Raw genomic sequence first — 20,956 nt, 5'->3', positions numbered from 1 at the left:
CTGCTTTCAATGAGATAATGAATGATTAGGATGGACCCCGTTTAGACTTCGACCTGCGATAAGGCAAATAAATATGAAATAAACTGTAGAACAAGATCGGAAGCGGAAACTGGATCAGTCCCCATATTCCCCAGAACCAATAGTTCTTCTCCCGCCGGCGCGCATCAGTAAATAGCCAGAAGCTCTGCGTAATCAAAGTGACAAAGATGAGGATTACCGCCCACCAAGGAATCGGATGATAATATTCACTTGGCATGCTGAACATCCCCTTTTTTCTTACGACGTACATAGGAGCCGAAGAGGTAGCCCAGCGCCGCAACCAACGTCACACCTTGGAATATCCCAAATGCAGTCCAGCTCGTCATAACGAGGAGCGTATTCCCGCCAATCAGCACGAGCGCAACGAGGAAAAAGCAAAGGAGCTCGATGTGGTGACGTCGACGAACTGCCATCTTCTGCTCCGTAACCAGCCGCTCCAAATGCCCTACATGAGGTGCCGTGCTGTGCGGGATCACATGATCCATCTGTTCAAAACTCATCATGAGTTGATCAATCAGCTCCTGATCTTCGTTCGAGACGTTCATTTCCAGTGAAGCGTCTTGTATAGCCTCTTGATTGGTTTTCGATTTATTTTTTCGCATTCGGCATGAGCTCCTTTCGCAGTTGCTGCAACCCATTGTAAATTCGTGATTTGACCGTTCCTAGCGGGATATCCATCATCTCGGCGATTTCTTCATACGCGTATCCATAATAATGCTTCAGCAGAATCGGCAATCGAATGTCATAACGCATTCTGGAGATGGCATCGATCGCATCCGTCCAAGCTTCCTGGTGCTGCTGCATATGCCACTGAACCCCGCGGAGCGCCTGCTCCTGCTCCTGCCAACGCTGCTCTACCTTACGCTTACGCATCATGTCAATGTATAATCGGGTCGCAATCGTAATCATCCAGGAGGAAAATTTGGATGTGCCGTTATAATAAGTGATTTTCTCAATACATTTCAGCATCGTCTCCTGCACCAAATCCTCTGCAAGGGTCGGATTCATCGTCACTTTAATTAAATATTTCATCAAAAAGGCGTAGTGGTCATGCAGCAATTGAGCTAACGCCTGGTCGTCACCGCGTTTGGCCAAGTGAATTCGTTGTTGTTCATCCATTGCTACGTGCTTCCTCCTTTTTGATAGGATCCATGTGTTGTGATTTGCAAATCAACCATAATACGAACCGCTCCCGTAAAAAGTTCAGTAAGAAAAAATAAAAAAAAGAAGCTCTCACCGATGAACCGAAATTCTAGGATGAGAGACTTCTTCAGCAAGTTGATTATGAGAATAGTGAAGATAACGTGGAGTTAAAGATATACTCACCCTCATTTTTCGTCTCTTCGATATAACGCACCGTTGATCTTGCATCCTGAGGGATATCCGTAATAACGCCATCGACGCCCATATAATAATATTTCTCGACGTCCTCAGCGTTGTTCACTGTCCAGACATATAACGTTTTGCCGAGCAATTTAGCGGATGTGATTGCCTTCTGCGTCACCATAAACTCTTCCAAGACGATAAAATCGGCATGAATCCACGACATGGCTCCCGTACTTGCGAACACGATGTAGCCTGTTTTGATCTTAGGATCCATTTCCTGTACCTTCACCACGACTTGTTGATCCAATGACTGAACAACGCATTGCTCAAGCCATTGGTGCTTGTGGATCAGATCGACGACTTTGCCCACGATATCCTCTCGTTCACGACCATGCAGCTTAATCTCAATATTCAGCTTAATTTTGCCTTTGGCATACACAATAAATTCTTCGAGGGTATGAATGCGCCCTTTGAAATTACCCTGCCTTAACTCAAGCTTACGAAGCTCATCCATCGTGAGATCATATACCGCAACGTTCCGTCCCGTGAGCCGTTTCAGATTGGTGTCGTGAATGACTGCCACTTGGCCGTCCTTCGTTAATTGAACATCGATTTCCGCATAATCCGCCCGAGCATCGATCGCGCCCTGAAGCGCCTCTAAAGAGTTCTCAACGCCTTTCATCGTATACCCGCGATGCGCCATTATGGTAAATGGATGCGTCCGCTGCTGCGTCACATGGACTGAATAATCCAGCAGCAGCGTTCCCGTAATCACCATCACGAACACGATCACGAACCTTCCCCGGAATCGTTGCAGCCGCGAGCGATGGACCTTGGGATGAAAATCTCTGGTCGGATCCCAATCCGCATGCCGGATCGCAGCATCCATCGGCTCCGCCCGATCGATATAAAATGCGGTAAGCAAATGCATAAAGAGCGGTGAAGAGAAATACGATGCCAAAAATAACGCAAACACCGAAATCGAAGATAACACTTTCCCAAATAACGTTGTATTCTCAAGACCCGTCTCTTCTGCAACCAAGGAAAAGATCGTCACAATGACAATGAACGCGACGAGTAATAGAACGAACAACACGAAATATAGCAAGACCCCGTAGGCAAGGGTGACGAACATTTTCCAGTATGACTTCCGCATCATCCTCGCACTTTTCCGCGCAGACTCAATGAATCCTTGTTTGCCCTCAATGACGATCATATGAAGCGATAAGAGCCAGCGGAAATAGAAGAGCGCAACCACGACAAAGAAGCTGCCTAGAATAAGCATCCCCGAGTTGGTCTTGAGCAGCTCACCGGTAATAAAATTCGGAATTTGAAGGGACGGCAACAGGGTCGACGAGAACCCGATATTGAGGAGCGGAACCATGAACAATAAATACAGTGCCCAGCCAAAAAATCCGTACCGGAACAAAAAAGGCAGGTAGGTTAATGACTGCATAAAAGCAGGGATGAGCTTGATCCGTTCGCCTTGGTGCGCGTAATACGACAAGAGAATGAGAACGGTAACCTCGATGAAAATAATGACCGTCGCAAACGGAATAATGATCAAAAAGCATAAAATGCCGTAGGGGGTCATCGCGAACTTCAATAGTTCGTAATTGGTCGCTCCCGCGAGTCCGCTATATTCTACTGCCCGATGAAATATAAACGAAATGAATGGCACAAAAATCGTAATCGTCAACGTTTTGTACACCATCTCAAAAATAAGCGATGGCCAAAATATCGATTTGAAAGATTTCAGCGTGCTGAATAACAATCGAAAGGGTGTCTTCCGGCGAAAATGAATCTTGCGTATCCTAACCCCCTCCTCTCTCTAAATACCATCAGGATATCCATCTTCGATATGTTTTTACGCATGGCAAGGGGTAAAAGACGATTCGGCTAATCTAGCGCACCGCCTACCACGCGAATATCTTCATGCTGACGCAAGCTTACCTCGGTGGCAATCCGAATCCCTCGTACGATCGTCTCCAGTGACATACTTGGCTGATTACGATTTGACGCGACCTGCTCCGGCAGGAACGGAATATGAATAAATCCGCCCTTTCCTTCAACCTTGCTCTCAGCGATGCGGTGCATCAAGCCATAGAAAAGATGATTGCATACATAGGTCCCGGCACTATGCGACACGGATGCTGGAATCCCATTCTCCTTCAAGACTTCTACGATCGACTTGATCGGTAACGTCGACCAATAGGCAGTAGGCCCATCCGGCACAATCGGCTGGTCGATTGGCTGATTCCCTGCATTATCAGGAATTCGAGCATCATCCAAATTGATAGCGATGCGTTCTACTCGAAGCTCGGAGCTTCCTCCGGCTTGCCCGATACATAAGGTCAATACAGGTGAGATCCGTGCTTGGGCTTGCGCCAATTGATGGATCGCATCCCCGAACACTGTCGGTAATTGCACCGATTGAATTTGATAGTCTCCGAATAGAATTTCCCCGTCCAGACACTTCACAGCTTCCCACGACGGATTCATCGTCTCCCCGCCGAACGGCTCAAAGCCAGTCAATAGAATGTTCTTCATGACGCACGCCTCTCTTCCACTAAATACCTATTTTAACATTCTGTAACCCGTATTTCATCGTTTAGTCATTTCTCGTGAAATGATCCTTGTTATACTAACCCCTGTGATTATGACATCAAGGAGGAATTTATACAATGAATCACACCATGAAAAAACTATCGCTTGTATTGCTAACGGCTTGCATGGCCGTCGTCTTTGCCGCATGCGGCGGAAATGGAGACAAAAAAGCGGAAACGAGCCCACCTGAACAAAAACAAGAGCAAGTTAACAACCAAAAACAAGAAGAAACAAAACACGAGGACCAAGTGATTGTAGATAAAGATCACGAGGATGCCGCAGATACAGCGACATTCTCGAGCAAAGTAGCCGGCTTCTCGCTCAAATATCCTGAAGTATGGAACAACCTTGTAAAAACGATTGATGAACCTGCCAATGATACGCCTTCGATTGATCGTATCGTCTCATTCATGTACGCGCCAAAAGGCGAAATCGATCCGAACTCGGCATCCCTATTTACGGTATATAAGGTAAGCAAAAAAGAGTACGACAAGATGAAAAAAGAAGAAGGTCCTGCATTAGGCGAAGTGATCGCGGAGAACGATAAAGAAGTATGGCTTGGGGCCCTTCCACAATCGAATCCATACGATCTGGAGAGCAAAGAAGGCAAACAATTTCAAGATATTCTCATGAACTTCGAATTCTTGAAAAAGAACTTCGCGATTTTGACGTAAGGAATTCCAAGCATACAAAAAGAGGCGTACAGTCAGCAGGTTCTGCTAACCGTACGTCTCTTTCTCATTCACTAGATGCGGTTCCTTTATATTGTAATGACGCCCTCGCGGGAAATCGTCAGCCGCTCGAACCCATGATCCGTGATGAGATACGTGTTCTCAATTCCAACAACCCCACGCCCCGGGAACGTGAATTTCGGTTCCACTGCGATGACCATACCTGGCTGCAGCGGCATCTTGAAACCACGGGCAAGAACCGGAAGTTCATCAATTTCAAGACCGATGCCATGGCCGAGAAACCGAACCTGATCAGCGCCGAATCCCATAAAATGCTCCCCTAGTCCGCCCGCTTCCGCCATCTTCAGCGACTCGGTATAGAGCTGCTCAACAATCGTACCTGGGACAAGGTGTTCTTCCGTACGGCGGATGATCGCTTCGGACAGATCGTATGCCGCCTGTAAATCGGCAGCGAGCTGGCCAATGCAGAGCGTACGTGTCTGGTCGATCACGTACCCATCGACATTGCAGCCGATATCGAGCAGAATCGGCTCGCCGGCTGCAATGGGCCTTAAGGATGAGCTCTGCGGATAGGCTGCGCTCATCCCCCGCCCTCCTGCTGGCCCGTCGAAGTACGTCGGTTCAGCTGCTGCCTCACCTGCGCCGACCATGCCGGTGACAATCTCCTGATTGTAGCCGCGCATGCGCATGATGCCGAGATGGCCTTGACGCCGGAACGTATACTCGATCCGGCTCATCAGTTCCAGCTCGGTCATGCCCTCGCGCAGGTACGACGCCGCATCTTCGAGTGCGGCGTCTGCCAGCTGGGCCGCCTTGCGGATGGCGGCCACCTCGAACGCGGATTTCACCATCCGCGTCTCACGCACCAGCTGCGAGCCGTCCACCCATCGGGTAGACGGCGGCAGCAGTTCGACGAAGCGCTGGTACAATTGTACCGGCAGCACGTCGAACTCGGTCGCGAGCACAGGTGCAGCGCTCGCGAATATGTGTGGGAAGTCCGCCGCCAGTGTGTCGCCGAATTGGCGGAACGAACCGAGCGGCCGGACTTCTACGAGCGATTCCTGTTCCGCTCGCGTTAAGCTGCGGCGCACGTAATACACCGTCTCACCCTGTGCCGGGATAAAGGCATAACCAGTCTGCATCGAACCGGTGAAATAATATAAATCGACATTTTGCGTTATAAGACAACCGTCGATCTTCTGTTCACGACATTTCGATTGCAAACGTTCGATCCGGTTCATCATTTCCTGCTTTGGAACTGTCATCCTTCATTGCCTCCAATGCTAACAAGTGCTTCTCTATTATGTTCGCGCATCATGTCCCAAATCCCTTGTCCATCATCAGAGGATTCATTTCTAGCATTCCCAGTGACCCCTGCAAAAAAGCAAAAAAAAAGAACGCAAACCGGGAGCGATTCTCCTCAGCTTGCGTGCTTCGCGAAGTTAAGTATTTCTAATTGAGATTAGTATATCAGCACCTAGTGCTAAAGTCCAGTCTCGCCTTGTCGAATATTGTAGAATTGTCGATATGTTCACACAATGTTCTTAGACGTAAGGATTGTTCGCGCGCTCGAACCCAATCGTCGTCCGCGGCCCATGACCAGAATAGACTTTCACCGCGTCATCCAGCTTGAACAACTTCTGATGTATGGAATCGAGCAAGTCATTCTGACGTCCCCCAGGTAAATCGGTGCGGCCGACCGACATACGGAAGAGTACATCTCCTGCGAACAAGTCGTTCTCATGCAATAGACTTACGCTGCCTGGCGAATGGCCTGGCGTATGCATAACTTGGAACGTATGTCCAATCAGCTCCAAGCTCTGACGATCCTCCAGCGCATATTCGGCTGGATCCGTCGACAACGGTTCGGTCACTTGCGACCAGCGAAGCGATCCGTTCAGCTTCGGGTCCGTGAGCCAATCGGCTTCCAGATCATGAATATAGACAGGACATTTCTTAAGCTTCCGAACTTCATCCACGCCGCCCATATGATCAAAATGTGCATGCGTCAGCACAATCGCTTCAATCTCCATATCCTGAATTCGGCGAAGCAATGGCCCAGGATTCATGCCGGGATCAATGACAAAAGCCTTGTTGGTCTCCGCGTTGATGACGAGATAGCAATTCGTCTCAAGCGGCCCTAGTTGGAAAGATTCAATCTTTAACATGATGGTTCTACACTCCTGCTAGCAAGTCACGAAGCTCTGCTGTAATCACAGCCTGATAGCCCGTTCCTTCTCCATATTCTTGAATCATTTTCTGACGAACGATTTGAATTTTCTCTTGGTAATCGGATGCTTCCCGATCTGGATTCTCGAGCTTAAATGCATTCATATGCGCTTGCACCGCCGCTGGACGAGGGCCCCATTGCGCCAGCACGTAACCGCCTGTATCCCCAATGATCACAACCGGCACAGAGCGTCCGCCACGCGTTAGGAACTGGTCCATGAAATCCAAATGCTCTTCCATGATGAATACTTCGGTCGGAATACCCGCCTTCTCCATGAGACGGAACACGACCGGAATATTGCGGACCACGTCCCCGCACCAATCCGCCGCAATGATGAGACATCTCAAATCATCACGGTTGTTCAGCGATTCGTAGAACTCTTCATCTTCTGCATTTTGCCACGTAAAAGCATCATACCAGCCCTTGAACGTATCTTGATTTTTCGTCATCCCGTCGATGAATTGCTTCGGTGTAATTCCCGTGCGCAATTTAGCGGCTACATTTTTACTCATGAGACATCCTCACCTTCATTAGCGGTATAAGAAAAGGTTCCATTACACTCGTTTGGCACGAGACTTGGAACGCCATATTTTAATAACAACATAAACAATTAATAACGCAATTGCAATCAGGAGGATCGGCTGTACATAAGGACCTGCCTTCTCACTTACATTCTGCCACTGATCTCCCATCTTCCATCCGAGGAAGACGAAAATAAGCGACCATGGAATCGATGCGAGTGTCGTTAACAGCGTAAATAAGCCGAAAGACATCCGCGCCATCCCGGCAGGAACCGAAATGATCTGACGCATGAACGGAATGAATCTTGCGGTGAACACGATGCCTGCTCCGTATTTATTGAACCAACCTTCCGCGATGGTTAGGTGCTTCTCCTTGATCTTCAAATACTTGCCGTATTTCTCGAAGAACGGACGACCTGCATAGCGGCCAATCGCATATAATATCCAGTTCTGGCCAACCGCACCAATCGTACCGAAAATCACGGCGCCGACGAAGGATATTTCTCCCTGCGAAACGAGATAGCCCCCGTAAGCGAGCACGATTTCACTCGGAATGACTTCGAGCATCAGACCGAGCACAATCCCAAAGTACCCTAAACCTTGAACCCATTGAAAAATGTCATTAATAATTGCGTGAATAGTATCCATTCTGCCCCCCAGTTATTTTCTTCCACTCCAGACGTTTTTAACTACCTCTACAATCTATTTTATTCTATCACACGGTGGGACATGACTTCTACTTCACTGGCATGGCTTGCCCCACACCCGCATACACTTGTCTCAAATGCATAATTCGAGGTGAATACTGTGTCTAGAATCTGGGTGATTAATAAGCGACAAGTCCAATGGCTTGCCGTCGCGATGTTCGCTGTCATGCTGACCATCGCATATCTGCGCTGGGAGCAATCAAAACCCGTGAATACAGAGCTTCCGGAAGAACGCACCATTCATATCGTAACCGGCGAATTCAAGACGAAGACCGCAGATGGCAAGGAAATCGAAGTATACCGCTGGGACCCCGGCACAATTCCAGCTCGAGTCGGGGAGAATCTTAAGCTTAGCATTTATGGTGTGAATGGTGCGAATCATCAATTCTATATCGAAGGAACAACGATTCGCGGGGAAGTTCGCAAAGGGCGAGAGACGGTCGTCACCTTTACACCAGAGAAAAAAGGAATCTATCGACTGATCTGCACCACACATTCCGGCCACCTCGCCACCAATACGGAGACGAACCCTACGAACCATGAAGAAATCGCGGCGCCGATGATCGGATATATTGTCGTCGATTAACGAAGACCGTCTAAGGCGGTAGCCTCCCCGCTCCTGTCTGCATACATTGGTATGGAGAGGAGTCGATGCCGCGTGGCGAACACACATCAATCAGCCAAGCATACGGAGAAGCATCAAGCCAATCTACCGTCCGCCCGAAAAATCCGTAGAACCTGTAATACGGAATTATACCGCGCTGTCAAACGAATGAAAGTATGGATTCCTGAAGAATCCATGAAACAAGGGGAAGAACTCTATTATCGCAAAGTCATAGGCAATCTGATCTGGATTCATGAGAACTCCAGCAATCGCAAGATTCTATCGGATTGGTGGGACGAAGCCGTAAGCGAGGAATTAGCTGAACTCTGGAAGGTAGATCGCCAGAAGCTGTGCCGCGCTTTCCGCGAGTCCTTCGGAGGGTGATCCGGCAAACAAAAACAGGTAGCCGTTCGTCGATGGACGAAGCTACCTGTATTTATTGTCATTTGGAGGAACGCGGCGAGTTGCCCTTCTGCTTCGCCTTCATCATCTCGTAATGGTTCTCGATCTGCTGCTTCAGAATAAATGCGCGTAAATTGCGTTCATATTCATCCGAGACTTCAAGCAGCTCTGCGCCGTAAAAGATCCCATTCTCCGATACTTGCTTGCGAACGATCATGAAGGTACAGGGGAATCGAAATCCTAAATCCAATTCGCCATGGAACTGCGTATGAATGGAGAACAACTCCGACTTCGGCAGCATAAAACCGATCCCTTGCAGGCTTATGTTCGACAGGTTAAAGGATAACGGCTCATCCAGTACGAACAAATCTGCATGGCGCACAATCTTTAGAATCTGTCCTCCCTTATTCGTCGCAATCCGCGGATACTTCCGTTTGTCCTCGAACTTACTCTGATGGTTCGGCGGATGGATGATGAGGATAGCTCCTTCGTATTTTGCGATAACTGAAGATTGCAGAATATGAATGCCTACTGGAGAATAGATCGTTATTTTGACTGATTCACCGAGCTCAAAATCTTGGAACTCCGCAATTTCAACCTCGAGCAAATCGCCTTCCGCAAATGTCAACACACCTGTAGATACGTAATCTTTCCGTTCTACGACTGTCCTGCAGTCGAGTAATGAGGTTAGTGGAACAGATTCACGTTCATTCGTATAAATCCTCTCTTCCAACCTGCCGTCCCTCCAAATCTAGTCATATCGTCTTTTACCCATATATTAACATAGACCAGTCAAGACGAACACCCACCCTAGAAATTCCCAGGTTACTGACGAATGATCGGCGGCAGCAAGTCTTGACAAGCCCGCTCCAAGTAAGGCGAGATATGCAGAAAATCACGGTATTGCACGTACTCCTGAACCCACTGCTCTCGTAAATCCGCAGCGGCATGGCCTTTCACTGCGCGAATGAGAATATTCTTCGGTGTATGCTCCATATCGATGAACTCGAGCAGTTGCGTACGATAACCCATGAGGTCAAGCAGCTTAGCTCGCGCCGCATCGGTAGCTAGCGCGGAGAAACGCTCCTTCAATATGCCGTGGGACAGAAGCGGTGCAAGCGCCGGATTGTCGATCTGACGGAACAACTCATGCTGACAGCAAGGTACCGACAGAATCACACTCGCTCCCCATCGCACAGCTTTCTCAAGGGCTGCATCCGTCGCAGTATCACAAGCATGCAGTGTGACAACCATATCCACTTGCTCTAACTCATTGTACTCGGCAATATCGCCAACAAGGAATCGAAGCTGTCCATATTCGAGACGCTCTGCGAGCTGCTGGCAATGTGCAATGACATCGGCCTTGAGATCGAGCCCCACGACATTTAAGGACAAGCTCTGCTGTATTGCCAAGTAATGATATAGCGCAAAGGTCAAATAAGACTTCCCGCAACCGAAGTCAACGATGGTGATCGTCCGGTCCTTCGGCAAATGCGGCAGCACATCTTGAACCATCTCTAAGAACCGATTAATCTGCCTGAACTTATCATATTTCTTCGCAAGCACCTTGCCCTCCGCATTCATGATACCAAGCTCAATCAAAAACGGTACAGGATCCCCTTCTTCGAGAACGTACTGCTTCTTCCGATTATGCGTTAAATTCGCGGTGACCGCTGCCGTCTTCTTCCGGATGACCGTCACCTTGTTCTTCTTCGAGAGAAGGACTTGCATCTCTTCCGAAGTCGTACGCAACAGCCCCTGACGGAAGGTATGCTCGAAGAGTTCGGTAAGCTTCGCTCCTGCCTCTTCCATCGGAATATTCTCATGCGTGACCCGCTTCGCATAGTGATATTCAAACTGCACATACAATTGCTTCCGAAGCTCAATCGTCTTAACGAGCACTTTCGAATACGTGTCTGGCAGTTTATGCCGCAATTGACTCATCGTCCCCGACACCAGATTACCTTCTTGCACAAGTCCCTTGAGCATGTCGCCCAAGGATTCTATCGTATAGGATTCATTAGCCAAAATTGTTGCCTCCATTTCTTACTTAAGCCTGCCCTCGCCCTGCAGCTGAGCAAGACCTTGCAGCACTTCCTCCCTAGGAAGTCCGCCCTCTTCAAGGTCCTCGTCTGTCTGCTCCAGTAAACGATTGTAGAAGGCTATACCTTCCAAGAGAATCTCAGGATCTCGGTGATACAGATGGAAGAGATGATCTTCTGCCTTCGCATAACTGCCATTGCTTGCATAGTGCTCCCACAAGAGTCTGTGCAGTGTATCCGACAGATATACTCCTTGAAGTTCTGCTTCAAGCCCGCGGATCTCCTCACTCGTCTTCACCCATTTGACGGGATATCCTTGTGTTGATGCATAGGCTAGCAGATGCAAGGCTTTGGTTCGCAGCTGGACAGCTTTGCCCGGGTCCTGCCTGCTCTCTTCGATCATCGCTTGCTGCTTCATGAGCAGTGCGACGCCTTGCAATCGATCTGATTCCAGCACGCCGTTGAAGGTAAACATCTTAATCAGATCCTCCGCTGACAATGATTGAAGCAATGGGCCGCGAAGACGAAATTTGCGCTGCAGAAGCTCGTCAATCTCCGACTCCGCTTCTATTAATTTATTGTCTTGTCTAAGTCCCATCGCTTTGCCAAGCACGTTTGTCATCTCTTCAATTAGCCGAACCAGATAATCCCTCTGGAACATCCCTCTCACCTGCCTGTCATATCTATTGATTTATGACTTTAATTCCTTCCGATACAGCATGTATGAATAGATCGTCGGGATGATCGTGCTAAGGAGCAATACAGTAATAAACGTCACCAAGAAATACGCTGTTGGGAAGAAGGCCGCAATGATCATTACCAACCCGCCAACGAACCAGCACTTCCCGCCGAAGCGGTGTGTCTTCCGCCAGACTTCCTCACTTGCAAGCGTCCATGGTGTACGAATCCCCATAAAATAAGTAAATCGAATTCGGCCCATCACATTCCCGATCATAATCCATAAGATCCCAAGTCCGAACGATACAGCCATGTTCATGGAAACGGAATACCCTAAATTATACGCAATTCCAAAGCCAAAAATAAAGTGAATGAATAAGACGACCGCCCATCGTGATAGCTGAAATGTCGATTCGAACAAGGCATAGTTCGCTTTGCGCGGATCGAGGTTTCGCGTCAGCTTAATCACGATCGGCAGGATGATGGATAACCCCCCGTACAATAACCAAAATGCCCATTTCGCCATCGTCCGTGTTGGATTGCCATGAAAATCAAATTTCGAGATCACTTGATCAGGCAGGCGCGGATAGAACAAGGAAGCCAGCCCGAATAATAAGATGCTGACGACGATCAGAATCGTATCCTTACGATCCCATAGCTTCTCTGAATTGTCTTTCGTTGCTGAGGTGTTCATCGCATTTCCCTCCTATTTATCCTTCTGAATCATGTTCAGGAACCAACCGAGCGCCTCTTGAATGACCGTCGTGTTAAGTGAATAGATAATGTTCTGACCCTGACGCTGATCAACAATCAGATGCGCGTGCTTCAAGCTATTCAGATGATGTGAAATACTCGGCTTCGTCATCGCAAAATGATCGGCGATTTCGCCAGCGGACATATCCCGCTCCTTCAGCAACACTAGAATCTGACGCCGCGTTGGATCGGCCAGTGCCTTAAAGGCATCATTCATGGGTGCTCCTCCATTCCTTAGATAATTAGGTAATCTTCTAAACGCATTGTATGCAATCCCCTGTGATGTGTCAATCCTACGCCTGCAGAATGCAAAAAGAGGCCTCGCAGCATCCGAATCGAACCTGCTCCCGCCTCTCTTGTCCACTTATTCATACACGCGTTGTAAAAAGCTGCGCAGTACCGGAACCAGCTTGTCCGGCGTCTCCATCATGCTCATATGTCCCGCGGCAGGAATAACCGCCTGCTCGATATGAGCGCCTTGGACTGTGAATGCTTTGTCTGGCGGCACGATCTGATCTTGTTCACCAGCTACGATTAAGACCGGATGCTGCGTCTCTTGCAATACATGATTGCGATCCGGACGCGCTCGCATCGCAAGACTTGCGCCGGTTGCGCCAGCTGGCGCTGTGCCATAACCGATCTGCTTCGCCTTCTCCACTTGCTCAGCCATCGACGCGACATGCGCCGGTGCGAACAATTTTGGCACGAGACCATCGACGAACGGCTGGATGCCCTCTTCTTCGATCGTCTTCACTGCTTTTAACCGATTCTCACGCGCCTGCTCTGCATCGGGATTCGCAGTCGAATGAACAAGTGAGAATCCTTGCAGTCGTGCGGCATGTTGTTCTGCGAAGGCTAACGTAATATACCCCCCTAGTGAATGGCCGAATAATACGGCTCTTGCGATACCGCGTTGATCGAGCAAGGCTACAATATCTTGCGCCATGTCTTCGATTCCAAATGATGCTCCAATCACAGCCGATTGGCCATGCCCGCGCAAGTCTGGCGTAATGACTTGATAATCCTGAGCTAGTAGGGGAATAACGGCTTCCCAGTAGTCCGAACTTCCACAAAAACCATGAAGCAGCACAATGGGATTCCCTTCACCCTGCACCTTATAAAATAACCCTGCTGGGGTTTTACCTTGTTCGATTCCTGCGTTCATCGATGTTCCCTCTTTTCCATAGCTATTTCGATGTTGTGATCACAACACTTCGCGTCTGATTATAGGCAAATTCATGTTCGGGATCAGTAATAATAAGCGTGTGTTCTCCGCGCAAGTCATTCCAGAAGCACTCCACACCTTTTCCCTGTGCTGTCCCTCCAAACATCTTGCAGCCTACACAGTAACTCATTAACTGCTGTTCATTGAAATTTACAATTTTATTGCGCATGCAGCAATAGACTTGTCCATCCTTCGATTTTATATTCACATGATTCATCCATGTCATTACTCATCTCTCCTCTCGGCCTCAAGAGCACCTCGTATTAGCGTACCTAGATTATATGCGGCCAATATTAAAAAGAGACTCGAAATTTGTAAACAGCCAAAAAAAATTCTGCATGCTCATCATCCTGAATCAAAATTACTCCCTTGCGATTGTGCAGGACCTTCGCCCTTCATCCACCGCGCTCGCGATTTTCTCTGCCATCTGCATCACATGATAGAGCGAGGTCATCTGCAGCGTCCAATACGGCTTCGGCCCGCTGACGTTCACGACCGCCGCAACACTGTAATGTCCGACCTCCGGCAGTCCTCCTCCCACCGATTCCGCAGGTTTCAGCGGACTGCACGACACGTAGTATTGGCCGACCATCGAGGGATGGCCAAGGCATGCATCCACAGCAACGACAATATGATGAGGTGGAATCGTCTTCACTCGTTCTGCAAGATTCGTCGCGTCGCATGGGTTCGCGAGCGTCCCAATCACATGCGGGAACCCCCGCTGCTCTAACAAGGTACCAAGGAAGGGCCCAAGTGCATCGCCTGTCGAACGATCCGTTCCAATACAGACGAAGGATAGTTGATCCACCGGGTGCGCGGCGAAGATCGACTGAAAAAAAGATGAAAGTCTCTCCGCAGACATTTTCTGCCGAGCGCCGCTGCTTGGCGAACTCGAATCCCATTCTAACATCATCACCCACCCCCTCCTTTCATGCTTATGTCCGCATATTGCTATGATTGTAACTGAACAATAAGATCATGGCAATTTTTTGAGCACCACTGATTTGAATCGTGCTACAATAAGGACATTGAACCCCGGAAAGGATGAATAATGTGGATCTTACACACCCAACGCAAGAAAACGTAGAATATATGATTGAAGTCATCAAAACCAAGCTCAAAATGGCAACCGCTGCTGCGATGCAAGCTTCATCCTTCTCCGTGAACCGTTATGAAGATATTCAAGAATTGTACGATATCGTCGTGAGTAAGCAGAACTTCAGCATTAGCGAAATCGAAGCGCTGGTCTCCGAATTAGGTAAGCTTAGAAACGCCTAATAGAACAGGCACCGTTCCTACTTAGGAACGGTGCCTGTTCTAATTTATGTATAAAGAAACCAATTAGGCATTCAACACTGCTCGTACTGCAGCCATCCGTTCCGCATCAATCGGCGCCAGCGACTTGCCTTCCACGCGCACACCGGAGCCAAAGTGAACCTGCTGTACCCCTGTCGACTGCAAGAATGGCGCCAGCTTCGCCGCCTCCGGCGATAATCCGCTTCCCGCCAGGATCGTGCAATGCGTTCCCGCTGTACGTGCGACCATCGCCTGAATGCGATCCACCGCATGAAGTACATTCGGTTGCCCCCCGGACGTAAGGATGGTCGTGATCTGTGGATACTGAAGGATCTGCTCCAGTGCCGCCATTTGGTCCTGAACTTCGTCAATCGCACGATGGAATGTCATTTTCATATCGCCTGCGCGATCTAATACACGCTCCAACAATCGAATATCGATCTCGCCTTTGGACGTTAATGCCCCGAATACAATGGCATTGGCGCCCGCCCGTTTCATATGACGCACTTCGGATAAGATCGTACGGATATCTTCTCGATCATATTCGAACGAGCGGCTATGCGGCCTCACCATCACATTCACGGGAATCGAGACGGATCTCACCGCTTCTTCGATGAGCCCGATTGATGGCGTCAAGCCCCCCTCCTGCATGGCCGTAATAAGTTCAATCCGGTCCGCACCGTACGCTGCCGCTGCTTTAACCTCCGTTAATGTCGTTGCAATGACTTCGAGCATGACACGTTGTCTCATAGGACAAATACCCCCTTGCTATAGCCTACAATTTTTCCTTCATCATTCCGAATATCGGTAGGAAATTGCTCATGGATGCGCTGAATGGTCTCCTTGTTGTCATACTGAATCTGTTCCAGAATCGAGACCACGATATGCGCCCACTCTTCATCTGAGCCGTCTATAATTTTGAATGCAAATCCGAGCTGCTCTTTGCGCAGGCTGAACCCGTAGATTCCTTTGAACCCGCCTTTAGCGACAATGTTGTTGTCCATGAGCAGCGTTGAACAGATCCGATTCGTGCCCGAGACATTCTCGGGATACGCATGCATAGCAGCCGTGATCTTGCGAACGGCTTCACGCGTCTTCTCATCTTCAATCAGCTCTGGGCAAGCAAGCTTCAAGTAAGCTGTCGCAATGTGCCGCAGCGGGAGCGCAAATACGGGGAGCCCGCAACCATCGATGCCGCGCGCAATCTGATCTTCTGGCATCTCAGCCATCATCGCCAGTGTCTTCACAATCTCGAGCTGGGCCGGATGATTCGGGTCTTCATAGCCTTCAAGCGGGTAGCCCATCAGCTTGCAGTAGGACAACACACCGAAGTGCTTGCCTGAGCAATTATGATAGATGCGGCGCTCATGACCTTGCTCACGAATAATTTTCTCTCGCGATGCGCGGTGCATCGGATAACTCTCCGCACAGACTAAGTTCGATTCCGCGAGCCCAGTATGCTGCATAAACCGTTGAATCGTATCCATATGGAATGACTCTCCACGATGGGAAGCTGTCATGATCGCAATCTCGCGATCTGTCAAACCATACGCCTCCTGAATGCCGGCACGAATACCCGGAATGGCCTGAAACGGCTTGCCCGCAGAACGCAGGAATGCCAGATAATCGGCATCGCCTACTTCGTATTTCACTTTTCTATCTATCCCAACACCGCAAATGTGTCCGCGATGCAGACATTCGAGCGTCTCGTTACGATATTCCTCCACCAATACTTGTTCCATGATGATAACTCCCTTTCGGATCGTACTCCCTTTCCAGTATACAACAAAAAGCTACCCTACGGCAGGATAGCTCTGCTTGTGACGCTTCATTACTTTACGGCTTTCTGAACATAGACATGCAGTTGTCTCCATTTACCTTCCTCCCACGTCCATAAGGAATGCACATAGGCGATCACATCATCTGCACTCGCGCCCGTAACCTTCTGCACGCCTTGTAAATCCGTTGTTCCGTTCTTATCAAAATCGACGGGCTGTATCACATCAAATGAGGCATTCGATACCTTCGTCGGACGCAGCAGCTTCCCATTCTTATAGTATCCCGCTGCATCGTATTTTTCCTTTCGATCCTTCATATTAACCGTGTACGTCTCTTGTCCCTTCGCCTTTAATGTGACGGTATAATCATTCTCCAGTTGTCCGACGATCTCGATCGGACTCGGCGCGGGCATCGGTACAACCTCTTGGTTCTTCACGGTGTACAGTCGATAATTGGCCTTCGCCGTATCGCTCCCTTTAGGCAGCTTCACCAAGACATCGCTCACCTGATCCCCATTCAAATCGCAGACGACCATGCTCGGCCGATATCCGCCTTGAATGAACGTAACACTGGTCTTCTGGTGCTTCACGTCTTTATAAATGAGATAGACAAGCTGATAATGATCCGAATTCGGATCGTCCTTGCCGCCTAATAATCCGATTTGCTCTTGTTCACGATCTCCCGTGATGTCTCTTGCATCCGTCTGGAGCCACTGTAAATTCCGAAGCGCATTCAACTGCGGATGATCTGGAATCTCCATTGGAACGGTGACAGACTGCTCAGGTGCATCTGCCACAGCCGGCGGAGCAGCAGCGGAAGCACGCAGCATACCTAGGCATAAAGTACATAACACAGCAGATATACAGACAACTGCAATCCATTTCGATTTCGTGCGCTGCTTCATAAGGCACATCCTTGTCTATCGTTTTTTACCAATTAGGATGGCAAGATTGTCCAAGGATTATGTATTGCTGCAGCAATCACACTTTATAAACACGCAATTTATCATTCTTTGGATTCGGAATTCTCAATGACCTGCTTGAAAATGGACGTCAGACGCTTCACATCTTCATCCGACACATTGCCGAATAGATCATTCATCAATTCCTGTCTGCGCTTCGCGATCTCTTGCAGCGTCTTGATGCCCTTCTCTGTAATTTTCAAATAGACGACACGCCGATCTCGCTCATCACGCATCCGCTCCGCATAACCGCCGAGAATCAGCTTGTCCGAACATCCTGTTACAGCTCCTGCAGTAATATAGATCGCATCTGCAATATCTGACCCTTTCATCGGACCTTCCACATACAATTTATCGAGTACAAGAAATTGCGTCCGAGAGAGCTCGCTGTTCACGTTTCTCGCCCATTCAGACTGCACCTTTCTCATGAACTTTCTAAATTCATTTTCCATTTCAATAAGGTTCTCACGTTTAGCCAACGCACAACCTCCTCTTGGGCATAATAATGTAACCATTCATGAACCATCCAACAGTATATGACTTTTTCTTGATAAGGGTCAATACCCGCCATCACCTATCACTACAAGGTTTATACAAATTTCGGGATCCTTCGTTCGACAGGATTCGTAATCTTATTTTAAATAGTTTGATACCAAGCTGTAACCCTAGACGAATTGAACACGTATAAAATATAGATGTAGAATACATATCCATACCGCCCGATAAGGCTGATGATCCAGGACGGACTGACAGGAGGTACATCATTATGAGACAAAAAATTATGGCCCTGACGCTATCGTTATCTATGCTCGCCACATTCCCCGCAGCGGCGTTCGCTGCAGACCATACGAAACCCGGTTCCGACAAATCGCTTAAAATCGGACAAACCTTTATGCTGGATGGCGTAACCGTTCCTGAGCATACCGTGCTGCTCGACCAGCAGCTGATTGACGTGAACAAGGACGGCGTGCTGGACATGGCTTATGTCGTCGGAACGCGTGAAGATAACAAATCCGCTTATTCCCTTGACATTAACCTCATCGTGGTCGATGGCAAAACCGCTAAAATCATGAACGCGAACATCATCGGATTCGATGGCTATATGCCGTATATTAATTTTGCTGGGGATTTCAACGGCGATAAAGCCAATGATATCATGCTGACAGCTGATACCGGCGGGTCAGGCGGTTACATTACGAGTCGCATCGTCTCGTTCTATAATAATACGCCCAAAGTTATTCTATCCGACAACCTTCGGGTCAAAGGCAATCTGGCGACCTTCAATTCGCTAGACCCCATCGATACGAACGGAGATGGAATCTATGAACTGCTCGGCGAAGAGCGTCTGACCGGAGATAGCAATGCCGAGACGATCGGTTACGTGAATACGACGCTTGCCTACCGTAACGGCGAGTTCACCGCGACGAATCAAACAAAGACCAAGGAAGCGCTCAGCACCATTCATACCAGTCCAGCGCAAGACTTCATGTACGTCATTCCTGCATCTTGGGACGGCATCGTTCATGTAGAGAAATTAAACCAAGCAAAGCTGGATAAAATGAAGCATGGCGGCATTTACTCGGAACGAATCCTATATACGCCAGGGCAGACCAAAGGGGCTAAGGCGAGTGATGAGATGGTCCTCTCCATCACGAAATATACCAAAAAAGAATGGGCAGCTATTGCTAAAGGCCCGAACAACGGCGTCATTGTCGGAACGCAAAATGATAAGGTCTACGTTATCGAGACACCGCAGTCCAATCCTTATCCAAGCGGCAGCAAAGAGGCTCGAATCTTCAATGATCTGGTCTCGTACATTCCGACGTTTAACCGGATGTTCAACGTAACGACACCAACCCTTGCAAAGCCTGACAAGACCTACTCCATTGCCAAACCGATCACGGCTCACAAGACGACAACAAGCAAAGCACTGGGGACGCTGATGCCTCAGATCGTCACGATTCGTAATGAGAAGCTCGATACGAAGGGTAACAAATGGTACCAAATTCAAGATGCGAAATTCGGAGAAATCTGGTTCCAAGTCCCGAAATGATCGATACATGACGGCATTCTAAGAATAAGCCCACTGCGCAGTTCATCTGTTCAGTGGGCTTATTTTCATTCTCTATAATGTGACAGGGGCACCTGTCGCTGCGGAGCGCAAGGCTGCCGTCGCAATCCGCTGCGATTGGATCGCATCCTGGTAAGTTGAACGGATATATTGCGTATCGCCTGTGCGTACCGCATGAATGAACGCCTTATTCTCGAGGGCATAAGGGTTCGACTGATTCTGCAGCGTATAGGTCTCCCCCTTCGTCCGATCGACAAGTTGGTTCGATTGGATCTGCAGCACACCATGGTCGGTATATATTTGAAGGCCTGCTTGATCGGAAATTGGCAGAATACACGTATTTGAAATGTTCGCTACCGCACCGCTTGCCAACTTCAGTGTCACCGTACCGACATCCGCAACGGTAACGTCCTCTTCGACCTGGTGCATGACCCGATTCGCATAAGCGGCATAGACTTCGGTCACTTCACCAAGCGTATAACGAAGCAAATCCACCATGTGGGTCGTCTGCTCGAGGAATTGCCCGCCAGAGCCCTCTTGCTTCCGCCACCATCCGACGCGAGGCATATCCCCCATCCATGTGCCAAGTGCCATCCCTACGGTTCGGCCCTGCAAGAGCTCGATCGCTCGCTGCGTCGCATCGGTGTACCGGAAATGATAACCCACCGACGTAATCAGTGATTTCTCCTCAATGCGTGCGAGAAGCTCGGCAGGGAGCTCATCATCCAGCGCAATCGGCTTCTCGATGAAGAACGGAATATTCCGCTCGATTACCGCCTTCTCCAGCGCCCCATGCGCAAATGGAGGAACGCAAATATAGACGGCATCCAACTTCTCTTGATCGAGCATTTGATTAACGTCCCCGTAAGCTGCTACGCCTCGCCATTTCTGAGCGAACCGCTCCGCTTTGGCAAGACTTGTCCCGCATACGGCGCTAACGCGAACATCATCCATCTGTTCCAATAAGTTGCAGTGTGTCTCCGAGAACCCTCCGGTTCCAATGATCCCAATTTGCATTACCGT

The 20,956-nt window shown here is 48.9% G+C and carries 27 protein-coding genes; 5 read left to right on the top strand and 22 right to left on the bottom strand.

Annotated features, from left to right (window positions below; genetic code table 11):
* Positions 1-25 precede the first annotated feature (25 nt).
* The 5 genes from GCU39_RS29465 to pcp form a co-directional block, all read right to left on the bottom strand.
* Positions 26-256, bottom strand: coding sequence for a transcriptional regulator (locus tag GCU39_RS29465; protein WP_152396735.1), 231 nt, complete (start codon positions 254-256; stop codon positions 26-28).
* A complete protein-coding gene (locus tag GCU39_RS29460) occupies positions 246-641 on the bottom strand; it encodes a YxlC family protein (RefSeq protein WP_152396734.1) in 396 nt (131 codons plus the stop codon). Before GCU39_RS29460 ends, GCU39_RS29465 begins: the two co-directional genes overlap by 11 nt.
* Complete coding sequence (gene sigY, locus GCU39_RS29455) at positions 628-1,158, bottom strand: RNA polymerase sigma factor SigY (protein WP_152396733.1); 531 nt, start codon at positions 1,156-1,158, stop codon at positions 628-630. Before sigY ends, GCU39_RS29460 begins: the two co-directional genes overlap by 14 nt.
* A 163-nt stretch (positions 1,159-1,321) precedes the next feature.
* Positions 1,322-3,079 carry a glycerophosphoryl diester phosphodiesterase membrane domain-containing protein gene (locus GCU39_RS29450; RefSeq protein WP_265333420.1) on the bottom strand — a complete coding sequence of 586 codons (1,758 nt, stop codon included), beginning with the start codon at positions 3,077-3,079 and terminating at the stop codon, positions 1,322-1,324.
* Positions 3,080-3,264: 185 nt separating this feature from the next.
* Complete coding sequence (pcp, locus tag GCU39_RS29445) at positions 3,265-3,915, bottom strand: pyroglutamyl-peptidase I (protein ID WP_152396731.1); 651 nt, start codon at positions 3,913-3,915, stop codon at positions 3,265-3,267.
* 134 nt (positions 3,916-4,049) lie between these two features.
* Here pcp and GCU39_RS29440 point away from each other — a divergent pair, with 134 nt between their 5' ends.
* Positions 4,050-4,646, top strand: coding sequence for a hypothetical protein (locus tag GCU39_RS29440; RefSeq protein WP_152396730.1), 597 nt, complete (start codon positions 4,050-4,052; stop codon positions 4,644-4,646).
* Between the two features lie 86 nt (positions 4,647-4,732).
* Here the strand turns inward: GCU39_RS29440 and GCU39_RS29435 are convergent, their stop codons facing one another.
* From GCU39_RS29435 to GCU39_RS29420, 4 genes are all read right to left on the bottom strand, one after another.
* On the bottom strand, positions 4,733-5,929 hold the full coding sequence (locus GCU39_RS29435) for a M24 family metallopeptidase (RefSeq protein ID WP_193726681.1): 1,197 nt from the start codon (positions 5,927-5,929) through the stop codon (positions 4,733-4,735).
* A 279-nt stretch (positions 5,930-6,208) separates the two neighbouring features.
* On the bottom strand, positions 6,209-6,832 hold the full coding sequence (locus GCU39_RS29430) for an MBL fold metallo-hydrolase (RefSeq protein WP_193726680.1): 624 nt from the start codon (positions 6,830-6,832) through the stop codon (positions 6,209-6,211).
* Positions 6,833-6,839: 7 nt separating this feature from the next.
* Entirely contained in the window at positions 6,840-7,406 is a 567-nt protein-coding gene (locus tag GCU39_RS29425; protein ID WP_152396728.1) for a thioredoxin family protein, read from the bottom strand.
* Between the two features lie 42 nt (positions 7,407-7,448).
* Complete coding sequence (locus GCU39_RS29420; RefSeq protein WP_152396727.1) at positions 7,449-8,063, bottom strand: undecaprenyl phosphate transporter UptA; 615 nt, start codon at positions 8,061-8,063, stop codon at positions 7,449-7,451.
* Between the two features lie 159 nt (positions 8,064-8,222).
* On the opposite strand from GCU39_RS29420, the gene GCU39_RS29415 reads away from it, so the two are divergent.
* Positions 8,223-8,708 carry a cupredoxin domain-containing protein gene (locus tag GCU39_RS29415; protein WP_193726679.1) on the top strand — a complete coding sequence of 162 codons (486 nt, stop codon included), beginning with the start codon at positions 8,223-8,225 and terminating at the stop codon, positions 8,706-8,708.
* A 51-nt stretch (positions 8,709-8,759) separates the two neighbouring features.
* Positions 8,760-9,110, top strand: coding sequence for a dehydrogenase (locus tag GCU39_RS29410; protein ID WP_152396726.1), 351 nt, complete (start codon positions 8,760-8,762; stop codon positions 9,108-9,110).
* A 58-nt stretch (positions 9,111-9,168) separates the two neighbouring features.
* On the opposite strand, the gene GCU39_RS29405 is transcribed toward GCU39_RS29410, so the two are convergent.
* The 8 genes from GCU39_RS29405 to yyaC all read right to left on the bottom strand — a co-directional run bounded on the left by GCU39_RS29405 (position 9,169) and on the right by yyaC (position 14,736).
* The gene (locus GCU39_RS29405; RefSeq protein ID WP_193726678.1) at positions 9,169-9,861 is read right to left on the bottom strand and encodes a PilZ domain-containing protein; all 693 of its coding nucleotides are present in this window, start codon (positions 9,859-9,861) and stop codon (positions 9,169-9,171) included.
* A 92-nt stretch (positions 9,862-9,953) separates the two neighbouring features.
* A complete protein-coding gene (locus tag GCU39_RS29400) occupies positions 9,954-11,159 on the bottom strand; it encodes a class I SAM-dependent methyltransferase (protein ID WP_152397491.1) in 1,206 nt (401 codons plus the stop codon).
* A 15-nt stretch (positions 11,160-11,174) separates the two neighbouring features.
* Positions 11,175-11,831: a DUF6483 family protein gene (locus GCU39_RS29395; protein WP_152396724.1), complete on the bottom strand. Its 657-nt coding sequence runs from the start codon at positions 11,829-11,831 to the stop codon at positions 11,175-11,177.
* 30 nt (positions 11,832-11,861) lie between these two features.
* Positions 11,862-12,542, bottom strand: coding sequence for an SdpI family protein (locus GCU39_RS29390; RefSeq protein WP_152396723.1), 681 nt, complete (start codon positions 12,540-12,542; stop codon positions 11,862-11,864).
* Positions 12,543-12,554: 12 nt separating this feature from the next.
* Positions 12,555-12,818 carry an autorepressor SdpR family transcription factor gene (locus GCU39_RS29385; RefSeq protein WP_152396722.1) on the bottom strand — a complete coding sequence of 88 codons (264 nt, stop codon included), beginning with the start codon at positions 12,816-12,818 and terminating at the stop codon, positions 12,555-12,557.
* Between the two features lie 147 nt (positions 12,819-12,965).
* Complete coding sequence (locus GCU39_RS29380; RefSeq protein ID WP_152396721.1) at positions 12,966-13,766, bottom strand: alpha/beta fold hydrolase; 801 nt, start codon at positions 13,764-13,766, stop codon at positions 12,966-12,968.
* 22 nt (positions 13,767-13,788) lie between these two features.
* Positions 13,789-14,052, bottom strand: coding sequence for a hypothetical protein (locus GCU39_RS29375; protein WP_152396720.1), 264 nt, complete (start codon positions 14,050-14,052; stop codon positions 13,789-13,791).
* 135 nt (positions 14,053-14,187) lie between these two features.
* Positions 14,188-14,736, bottom strand: a complete 549-nt coding sequence (gene yyaC / locus GCU39_RS29370; RefSeq protein ID WP_152397490.1) for a spore protease YyaC — start codon at positions 14,734-14,736, stop codon at positions 14,188-14,190.
* A gap of 143 nt (positions 14,737-14,879) precedes the next feature.
* Here yyaC and GCU39_RS29365 point away from each other — a divergent pair, with 143 nt between their 5' ends.
* Positions 14,880-15,104: a DUF1128 domain-containing protein gene (locus tag GCU39_RS29365; protein ID WP_152396719.1), complete on the top strand. Its 225-nt coding sequence runs from the start codon at positions 14,880-14,882 to the stop codon at positions 15,102-15,104.
* Between the two features lie 63 nt (positions 15,105-15,167).
* Here the strand turns inward: GCU39_RS29365 and GCU39_RS29360 are convergent, their stop codons facing one another.
* The 4 genes from GCU39_RS29360 to GCU39_RS29345 all read right to left on the bottom strand — a co-directional run bounded on the left by GCU39_RS29360 (position 15,168) and on the right by GCU39_RS29345 (position 18,341).
* Positions 15,168-15,872 (bottom strand): copper homeostasis protein CutC, encoded by a 705-nt coding sequence (locus tag GCU39_RS29360; protein WP_152396718.1) that lies wholly within the window; start codon positions 15,870-15,872, stop codon positions 15,168-15,170.
* Entirely contained in the window at positions 15,869-16,864 is a 996-nt protein-coding gene (locus GCU39_RS29355) for an asparaginase (RefSeq protein WP_152396717.1), read from the bottom strand. The genes GCU39_RS29360 and GCU39_RS29355 overlap by 4 nt, the downstream gene beginning before the upstream one ends.
* A gap of 89 nt (positions 16,865-16,953) precedes the next feature.
* On the bottom strand, positions 16,954-17,805 hold the full coding sequence (locus GCU39_RS29350; RefSeq protein ID WP_152396716.1) for a hypothetical protein: 852 nt from the start codon (positions 17,803-17,805) through the stop codon (positions 16,954-16,956).
* 101 nt (positions 17,806-17,906) lie between these two features.
* Positions 17,907-18,341 (bottom strand): MarR family transcriptional regulator, encoded by a 435-nt coding sequence (locus tag GCU39_RS29345; RefSeq protein ID WP_152396715.1) that lies wholly within the window; start codon positions 18,339-18,341, stop codon positions 17,907-17,909.
* Positions 18,342-18,628: 287 nt separating this feature from the next.
* On the opposite strand from GCU39_RS29345, the gene GCU39_RS29340 reads away from it, so the two are divergent.
* Entirely contained in the window at positions 18,629-19,915 is a 1,287-nt protein-coding gene (locus GCU39_RS29340; protein WP_152396714.1) for a hypothetical protein, read from the top strand.
* A 72-nt stretch (positions 19,916-19,987) separates the two neighbouring features.
* Here GCU39_RS29340 and GCU39_RS29335 read toward each other — a convergent pair whose 3' ends face one another.
* Positions 19,988-20,950: a Gfo/Idh/MocA family protein gene (locus GCU39_RS29335; protein ID WP_152396713.1), complete on the bottom strand. Its 963-nt coding sequence runs from the start codon at positions 20,948-20,950 to the stop codon at positions 19,988-19,990.
* Positions 20,951-20,956 lie beyond the last annotated feature (6 nt).

The organism is Paenibacillus guangzhouensis, assembly GCF_009363075.1.
In the GTDB taxonomy this organism is placed as follows: Bacteria; Bacillota; Bacilli; order Paenibacillales; family Paenibacillaceae; genus Paenibacillus_K; species Paenibacillus_K guangzhouensis.
This window is presented reverse-complemented; position numbering and strand designations above follow the sequence as displayed.